At 35.3% G+C, this 8,547-nt stretch carries 7 protein-coding genes and 1 pseudogene; 2 read left to right on the forward strand and 6 right to left on the reverse strand.

What is annotated here, in order from left to right; genetic code table 11:
- Positions 1-585: 585 nt before the first annotated feature.
- From GGQ92_RS12460 to GGQ92_RS12480, 5 genes are all read right to left on the reverse strand, one after another.
- Positions 586-1,197: a class I SAM-dependent methyltransferase gene (locus GGQ92_RS12460; RefSeq protein ID WP_246384427.1), complete on the reverse strand. Its 612-nt coding sequence runs from the start codon at positions 1,195-1,197 to the stop codon at positions 586-588.
- Between the two features lie 273 nt (positions 1,198-1,470).
- On the reverse strand, positions 1,471-2,481 hold the full coding sequence (locus tag GGQ92_RS12465; RefSeq protein WP_343068828.1) for an LLM class flavin-dependent oxidoreductase: 1,011 nt from the start codon (positions 2,479-2,481) through the stop codon (positions 1,471-1,473).
- 210 nt (positions 2,482-2,691) lie between these two features.
- Positions 2,692-3,216 carry a hypothetical protein gene (locus GGQ92_RS12470; protein ID WP_184249378.1) on the reverse strand — a complete coding sequence of 175 codons (525 nt, stop codon included), beginning with the start codon at positions 3,214-3,216 and terminating at the stop codon, positions 2,692-2,694.
- A gap of 268 nt (positions 3,217-3,484) precedes the next feature.
- Positions 3,485-4,087 carry a 30S ribosomal protein S4 gene (rpsD, locus tag GGQ92_RS12475; protein WP_184249381.1) on the reverse strand — a complete coding sequence of 201 codons (603 nt, stop codon included), beginning with the start codon at positions 4,085-4,087 and terminating at the stop codon, positions 3,485-3,487.
- 353 nt (positions 4,088-4,440) lie between these two features.
- A complete protein-coding gene (locus tag GGQ92_RS12480) occupies positions 4,441-4,920 on the reverse strand; it encodes a GAF domain-containing protein (protein WP_184249384.1) in 480 nt (159 codons plus the stop codon).
- Positions 4,921-5,176: 256 nt separating this feature from the next.
- Here GGQ92_RS12480 and ezrA point away from each other — a divergent pair, with 256 nt between their 5' ends.
- Complete coding sequence (gene ezrA / locus GGQ92_RS12485) at positions 5,177-6,889, forward strand: septation ring formation regulator EzrA (RefSeq protein ID WP_184249387.1); 1,713 nt, start codon at positions 5,177-5,179, stop codon at positions 6,887-6,889.
- Between the two features lie 364 nt (positions 6,890-7,253).
- Here ezrA and tnpA read toward each other — a convergent pair.
- Positions 7,254-7,667, reverse strand: a pseudogene (gene tnpA / locus GGQ92_RS12490) (IS200/IS605 family transposase).
- A gap of 463 nt (positions 7,668-8,130) precedes the next feature.
- Between tnpA and GGQ92_RS12495 the strand changes: the two are divergent.
- A partial coding sequence (locus GGQ92_RS12495) for a UPF0236 family transposase-like protein (RefSeq protein WP_184249390.1) occupies positions 8,131-8,547 on the forward strand: 417 nt, incomplete at its 3' end.

The following is an 8,547-nucleotide window of genomic DNA, read 5'->3' on the forward strand; positions in this document are numbered from 1 at the left end:
CTAGGAATAAATTCGGTATGAATGCTGGACAACTATCCGAAATTCCAGATGACTGTTACGCAGTATGTATGTTAATAATTAAAAAAGCTAACTATATAATTATTATTTACATTAATAAGTGAGTATGTTATAATTGTTTAGTTATCGAATACACTTTAAATAAATTATTTTTTAAATCTTATTCACACTGGATCAACTTAGGGGTTGTAAGGATGTATGAGTAGGTAGGGCATACATCGTTTAAGTTTATGAAACAAACCCGCGGCAATTTATTTTATCAAATTCGAAATATTAGGTACCCAAAAGATGTGCACTCCTTAAGTTAGACCAAAATCTAACTTAAGGGATGCAGTACAAATGGGTGCCTTTTTTAATAGACTGAGACCAATCATGATAGAACACTTTCACTAGCGATAGAGTACCCTCGACTCTGGATAGAACACCTTCACTAGCGATAGAGCACCATTGACTCTGGATAGAACGCCACCACTCGCGATAGAACATCCTCGACTCGCAATAGAACGCCTTCACGAAAAAAATTGAACTGTCCAATACAAGGATTGGTCCAGTTCATTTAGAATATTTTCAAACTTTATTTGGTGAACATCGAAATATTAAAAACTTTCCGTATTTACCATGGTCGCTATATGCTTTAATTTTGTTAATCTTCTTAAAGGGGGTTTCTTTTTTTAGAAACTTTTTAAATTCGGGGAGCGGGTAATAGAGGATAATGTCCACAGTACGCTTTTTCTCTTGAACAGAGTGCAAAATATTATGTACGACTCGTTTGAATATCGTTAAAGAAAACGGATTGAAAAAGTAAAAGACATTGTCTTCTGGCTGAATCTGATAGTTTTCCGCAAGTCCAAATTCAAATCGAATAGGTGACTTTAGGTGTTTGTTTTTTTGCCTATAAAGAGCTTTATTATAGAGTGCTTCTTCATAAGTCACCTCATTCAATTCTACCCCTGTGACAGGTATATTAAAATGATGATGAATATAAAAGGGGACTCTGCCTCTCCCGCTACCGAAATCGACAACTTGATCACCCTGCCTAAATTTATAAAACTTAACTAGCTTTTTAAGTGCTTCATAAGGTGTTGCCTCATATCTGTTGTAATCATCTGTATGTGTACGCCACTCTCTAAGGCCTGTCGTTCGGATATGAAGCATTTGATCCATTTTTCTTTCCGCCAAATTTAAACTCCACTCCATTTCTATGCTGTTATCATACTAGTACTCCTATTCATTCTACTAATCTTGTAATAAGAAGCAAGGGAAGTGTATAAGTTGTCGAAATTCATGACTTAGACGTCCAAAAACTGCCAGAAAATATCGCTATTGCCTTTGTACTTTTTTGGGAGATTCATACGTTTAGATGTACGAGTCCTTGTTAAAGTGTATGTGTAAGCATAAAAAACAATGGTCTATCAACCACTGTCTTTTTAACGTACATATTAATTTCTTTTTCTAGAACCAAAGATCCGCTAGCATTTCCATGGATCGCTTTCGATCTTCTGGATCATACGTGTAGGTCACTACAATTAGTTCATCGGCTCCAGTTTGCTCTGTAAAATCTTCTAACTTCTTACGGACCGTTTCTGGAGATCCAACTGCTTTGATACTGAACATCGAATCGATTTTTTTCCTATCTTGCTCGGTTCCTAATTCTTCAGGATCCACAGGTGGCTGTAGTAAACGTTTTTTACCAGTGAGCATATCCATTAAGAATTGCTGTGTTGTCGTCCAAATTCGCTCTGCTTCTTCATCCGTTGGTGCAACAACGACATTAATACCAGCCATGACATACGGTTTGTCAATTTGTGCAGTTGGTGATGTCGTTTTGAATGACGAACGATACTGGTCAATTTTCGCTTTGAAATCGTCTGGAGTAAAATGCGTGGCAATGGAATAAGGTAATCCCAATTGACCAGCAATCGAGGCTCCTTGCATACTGGAACCTAACACCCAGATTGGTATATTTGTGCCTGTACCAACATTGGAGGTGACAGGGACACTATGTGCTAATCCTTTATCACTGAACCATCCAATGAGATCAAGAATGGAATTTGCAAACGATTGTGGATCCGCAGATGAGCGAGTAATCAATTGTGCCGTCTGCGCGTCAGTTCCCGGTGCTCGGCCTAGTCCAAGATCGATTCGATCAGGATGTAATTGGGCAATAGTGCCAAAACTCTCAGCGACTTGTAAAGGAGAATGGTTAGGGAGCATAATCCCTCCGGACCCGATCCGAATATTTTCCGTTACCTGTGCAGCAAGACCAATGATATTGGATGTTGCCATGGACGCCAATGATATTGTGTTATGATGCTCTGCAAACCAAAGTCGCTTATATCCTAATTTATCTAATAATTTTGCTGATTCTAAAGCTTGTTCCAATGCTTCTTTTATCGTTTGTCCTTCTGATATTCCAATTAGATCCAATACGTTTAATGGAATACGTTTTGTCAATGTATTCACCTCTCTATTATTACAACAAAAACAACCATCTATAATTGTAACAGGTAACCTTGCCTCTTTTAAACTTATTAGCATGCCCATTTAAAACGAATCGGAGGATTTGAATTCTTTCCATTCTCTGAAAGCCTAATTATGTTATTGGTAAAGAAAAGGGGAGTTTCATGAAGGTCCTCATTTGCTGGTGCCAAAGGGGAAATAATCAGTTAAAATTTATCTAGAAATCGTGTTTAATTTTTGATTATTTTTATCGAAAAGTGTAATTTCCTCAATTTTATCTGGATCAAATTCTACTATTGTTAAATAAGTATCTGTAAAGCCATCCTCATTTATTCTATTAACATCAAATGTTATATCGTTATTCTGAATTTTGATCTTAACAGATCCAATATCTTCAGCATATTGGTTGAATTTCAGTCCTATGTAATTATGAGCCTTACCCTTCATTGAGATAAAAACTAATTCTGGATTATTCTCAACTTCTACTATTGTTTGCTTTTCAGGGAAATATTCTACTATACCTATATTGTTATTTTCAGTTTTTTGATACAAAGAAAAAATATAATCACGTTGTTGATGAATTTCTATACTTTCCATCTGATTCTCCTTTACATACTGTTCATAATTCTCAAGTAAAACCAATTGTTCCTTTTTAGCAATATCACTGCTTGCAAATAAAGCAGTGGTGATACCCAAAATTAAAGTTAATAAAAAAGTTAAAAATAGTAATCTTTTCATTACACACCTCTTTTATTGGGATTTTTCCACTAATAAACAAATAACCATTGTTTATTTTTAAAATTATACAATTATTGGTAAGTGTTCGCAAGTTGAAAACAATTAGATTTTTTAATTATCCCTAAATTATTATATTATCTGATTCCTGTTTATAATCTCAGATTTTTTACTTAGTATTACAAATTCCAAATAAATAAAAAAAGCCTTGAAACAATGAATAATCAAAGTTTCAAAGGCTTTTTGTTCGTTGCATATTCGGCTATCTCGATTAACGAGAGTAGAACTCAACGATAAGTGCTTCGTTAATTTCAGCTGGTAATTCAGAGCGCTCAGGTAAGCGAGTGAATGTACCTTCTAATTTGTCAGCGTCGAAAGATAAATATTCAGGTACAAAGTTGTTTGCTTCGATTGCATCTGCAATAATATCTAATTTTTGTGATTTCTCACGAACGCTAATTACGTTACCAGGTTTTACTTGGTAAGATGGGATATCTACGCGACTTCCATCTACTAAGATATGACCGTGGTTAACAAGCTGACGTGCTTGAGCACGAGTACGCGCAAGACCTAAACGATAAACAAGGTTATCTAAGCGAGACTCTAGTAAAATCATGAAGTTTTCACCATGGATACCTTTGATTTTACTTGCTCTGTTAAACAAGTTTAGGAATTGACGTTCGTTTAATCCGTACATAAAACGAAGCTTTTGTTTTTCTTGAAGCTGTAAACCATATTCAGATAGTTTACGTCTTTGGTTTGGTCCGTGTTGTCCTGGAGCGTAAGGACGTTTCTCAAGCTCCTTGCCTGTACCTGTTAATGAGATACCAAGACGACGAGACTTCTTCCATACAGGTCCTGTATAGCGAGCCATTGTACATCTTCTCCTTTATATATGAATTTGCATAAATAAGACAGTTGTGGTCCGTGATCGTCAGCCATTTTATTTTCATGCATCCTCGCCCTAGTAGCAGAGAGTTACGCGATACACCTCTTTTAGAGGAATAAAATGGTCAGCCGGCGGTTCACATAGGCTACCTTTTTTACACAAAGTCCATTATATGAGGTCCAGCTCTTAAAGTCAACCTTAAAATCCTAATTAAAGCCTTTATGGCAATTTTAAAAAAGACTTATGATTTAGATAGCTATTAATAGTAGATAAAAACCCCCGATAAGCCTTACTTAAGCTTGTCGGGGGTGAACAAGTCACTTACGCTTTTCGTACATTTAGATATATTTTTCTAAAGTACGAACGAATTCTTCTAAATATTTCTTATCCACTTCATCAAAGCGGTCTTTAATAGGACTATCAATATCTAGAACTCCGTATACTTCACCATCTTTAAAGATAGGTACAACTATTTCTGACTGACTAGCTGCATCACAGGCAATATGGCCAGGGAATGCATGCACATCTGGAACAACCTGTGTTTCTTTATCCTGAAAAGCAGTTCCACATACTCCGCGACCACTTTTAATTCTAACGCATGCTGGAAGTCCTTGGAAAGGTCCTAGAACTAATTCGTCTTCCTTCCATATATAGAAGCCAACCCAATTAATTTTATCTAAAAATTGATTTAATAAAGCAGAAGCATTAGAGAGATTAGCAATCGTATCTGTCTCATCTTCAATTAATGCCTCTAGTTGCTTAATAACAATTGGATAATTCTTCTCTTTAGAGCCTACATAGCTTTCGGTTTCAAACATTTGAAAAGCTCCTCTCGTATTTACATTTTATAGGTTTTGATTTAATTTATCATACAATATTTCTTTAACAGATACAATCAACCTGACTTCCAAAACAAAATTCCAAAAAATAAGACAAAAAGCATGAAATTCTTCGCCAAAACTGGGCTAAACGTGGTATGATGAATTTAAATAATTTACATATTACATACAAATTGGGTTTTTAATGCCCTTTTATAGATTATTGGACGGGTGTTTAGAGGAGGCTTCTTTTACAATGGTTGAAGTTATTATTGGGATTATTCTTATCATTGTAGTGTTATTAATTATTGGTTTAATTTTACGAAAACGTGTATATGATCAAGTTGACCAGATGGAAGAATGGAAAATGGATATTATGAATCGAAACGTAACAACACAACTTTCTAAAGTTAAAAACTTAAAGCTTTCTGGTCAAACACAGGAGAAATTTGAAAGCTGGAAAGATAGCTGGGACGTTATCATTACAGTAGATTTACCGGATATCGAAGAGTATTTGTTGGACGCGGAAGAAGCGGCGGATAGATTCCGTTTCAACACAGCAAAGAAGGATATTCAGCACGTTGAAAATACACTTCAGTCCATTGAAGATAACATTAAGACAATGTTTGAAGAGCTTGACCACTTATTAGATTCTGAAAAATATGCAAAAAGTAAGATGGAAGAGCTAGTACCAAGAATAAGCGAATTAAAAAAATATCTATTACAAAATCGTACACTTTATGGCAGTGCGGAAGTTGTATTTGAAACAGAGCTTTCAAAAGCTAATAAGGACTTAGAAGCAATTGGCGAAGAGATAGATGAAGGGAATTATCTTGAAGCTCAAGAACAAATGGAAGCAATTGAAAAACAGACGAATGAAATCGAAGAAAAAATCGAAACGTTCCCTGAAATTTATAAGCAATGTCGACAAACGATACCAAAACAGTTAAATGACTTAGCTATTGCAATGAAGGAAATGCAAGAAGACGGCTTTAAGGTAGAGATTTTTGGATTTGATAAAGAAATTAGACAATATAAACAACTGTTAAAAGATGGGATGCGCGAACTCGAAAATGGAGAATTTAAAGCTATCTCTGAATCACTTACACAAATAGAAGAAAGAATCGAAGAGATGTTTCAACTAATGGAGCATGAAACAAAGGCGAAATCCATTGTAGAAAGTCAATTACCGAAGACATTCCATAAGCTTGAAGAACTAGACGATAATATTATCAAAACGAATGCAGAAATAGAGCTTCTCCAAAAAACATATTATATGGAAAAGACAGATTTAGAGTTATTTTTAAGTCTAGAAAAATGGCTAGAAAAACTTAAAAATCAATATGAGCAAAGTAGAGAAGCATATGAAGAGCAATCCGTTACATATGGCGAGTTGAAGGAAAAATTAGAAACATTATCAGAGGAAAGTAATAAATTAGAGGACTCTCATCAGGATTTCGATCAGCAAGTAAAAGAATTGCGAAAAGATGAATTAGAAGCAAAAGATAAAATCGTTTCACTAAAAAGGCAATTAACGGAATCCAAAAAGAAATTAGAAAAGAGCAATATTCCTGGTGTTCCTTCATTTATCTTAAATGCATTAGATGAAGCGACAACGAGATGTGAAACGGTCTTACAGCAATTGCAAAAACAACCTCTAGACATGGGGAAAATAAGGCACAGTATGGAAGAAGCGAATAAATCGGTAACATCCTTCACAAAAGAAACCAATTTAATTTTAGATCAAGCGCGACTTGTCGAGCTTGTTATCCAGTACGGCAACCGATTCAGACGTTCACACCCTGAATTATCAAAAGAGCTACTAGAAGCGGAGCAATTATTCCGTGAGTTTAAATATGAAACAGCGTTAGAGCACGCAGTTAGATCGGTAGAAAAAATAGAGCCTAATGTTATGAGAAAAGTAGAAGAGATGGAACAATTATATGAGCAATATACAGTGAACTCATAATCAAACTAAAAGAGACTGGGAAAGAATTAATTTTCATAATACAAAATCCGAATGTTATACTAATGCCAAGTCAAAATACTTCGCTTTCCGCAGGCAACGCCTCAACTAATTACAAAAGTTATATAAAAACTTTTGTAATGGATTTTCGGCTGTTGCTTTTCCTGCAGGAGTCTTGTATTTTGACTTGGCTATTTATTTATATCATCTCCATGATTTGGTTGGACTTTCGTGCTATTTTTTGTGCTCGGCCTCTTTTCTCTGCGGCTGAAAGCCTCTTTTACTGGCCTCGTCCTGAAAGGACCACCGAAAGGTTCTCCCTCTTGCACCACATTCACTCACTGATTCTAAAAGAACCCCTTATTGTTTATCGTTTTTTTCCTGTAAACGGACCAAACTCTTCGAATATTGTTAATTGGTCCGTCATGTAATCTTCTTTCAGCTGCTTCCTAATATGATCCTGTATTTTCTTCTATTTCTACCCATTGTATCTACGTAGAAACCCTGGAACCAAAACTTGCGATTTTCGTATTTATAATTAAGATTGGCGTGATGATCAAATATCATCAAACTACTTTTCCCTTCTAAATATCCCATAAATTGAAATACGTTTAACTTCGGTGGGATACTCACTAACATGTATATATGATTCCTACATGCGTATGCCTCATGTATAGTGCTTTGCATTCGCATAAATCTCTTACAACTTCTCTTATATTTCCCATATATTATTTGTCTCCTGTACTTTGGTGCAAAGACGATATGGTACTTACAATTCTATATTGTGTGCTAAACTATTCTGGACATAACAATATTAAAGGCGAACAATTAAAAAATGAGATATAAATTACGCAGCAAAAACACGTAGACTCCTGCAGGAAAGCAACAGCTGAAAATCCATTACAAAAGTTCAATTGAACTTTTGTAATTAGTTGAAGCGTTGCCTGCGGAAAGCGAAGTGTTTTAGCGAAGTAATTATAAAAAGCATACAAACATAACTGATTCTAACGAATCGTTCGGTTTGTAGTATGATTAAATAATTCTGTCCCAGCTTCTTATCTATTGTGTCCAAATAATTTATTACCATTGTGAAAAGTTTATAAAGGGATCATGAATAAACAAAAAGTATGTGTAAAATAGTTCTCAAAGGATAATTTCTAAAATTATCCATATAAATGGAAAAATAAAAGGAGACCCTCTATACTAGATAATAGGCTAACAAAATCTAAAAGAGGTGGTCTCCTATGCAACTGATTATATCAAAATTCAAAGAAATAATAAAGCAAACCAATGACATGATAGAAGCTGAAAAAGAGATTAAGCGGTATACAGAAGCTTTGATTACGGACTGCTTAGGTGCGGTATTCGAAGAAATAGATGGAGTCATTGAGGAAGAAAAAATACTAGAAGGCTGGAAACGAGTGCGTCAAGATAATAGAACGATCCACTTTTCATTTGGAGCTGTGCCGTTTTCTCGTACCTTGATGCAAGCACCAAATCAAGATACATCTCATTATCCTTTAGATCAATTTTTGCATTTGCGCCCTTACCAACGTTATAGTTCCCTTGTAGAAGTGAAAACAGCTGAACTAGCTAGTGAAGCGGACTATCGAACAACGGCAAGGACACTACAGGAATGGACGAATGTCACGATGAGTCAT

Origin of the sequence: Gracilibacillus halotolerans, from assembly GCF_014206945.1 — a bacterium.
In the GTDB taxonomy this organism is placed as follows: Bacteria; Bacillota; Bacilli; order Bacillales; family Amphibacillaceae; genus Gracilibacillus; species Gracilibacillus halotolerans.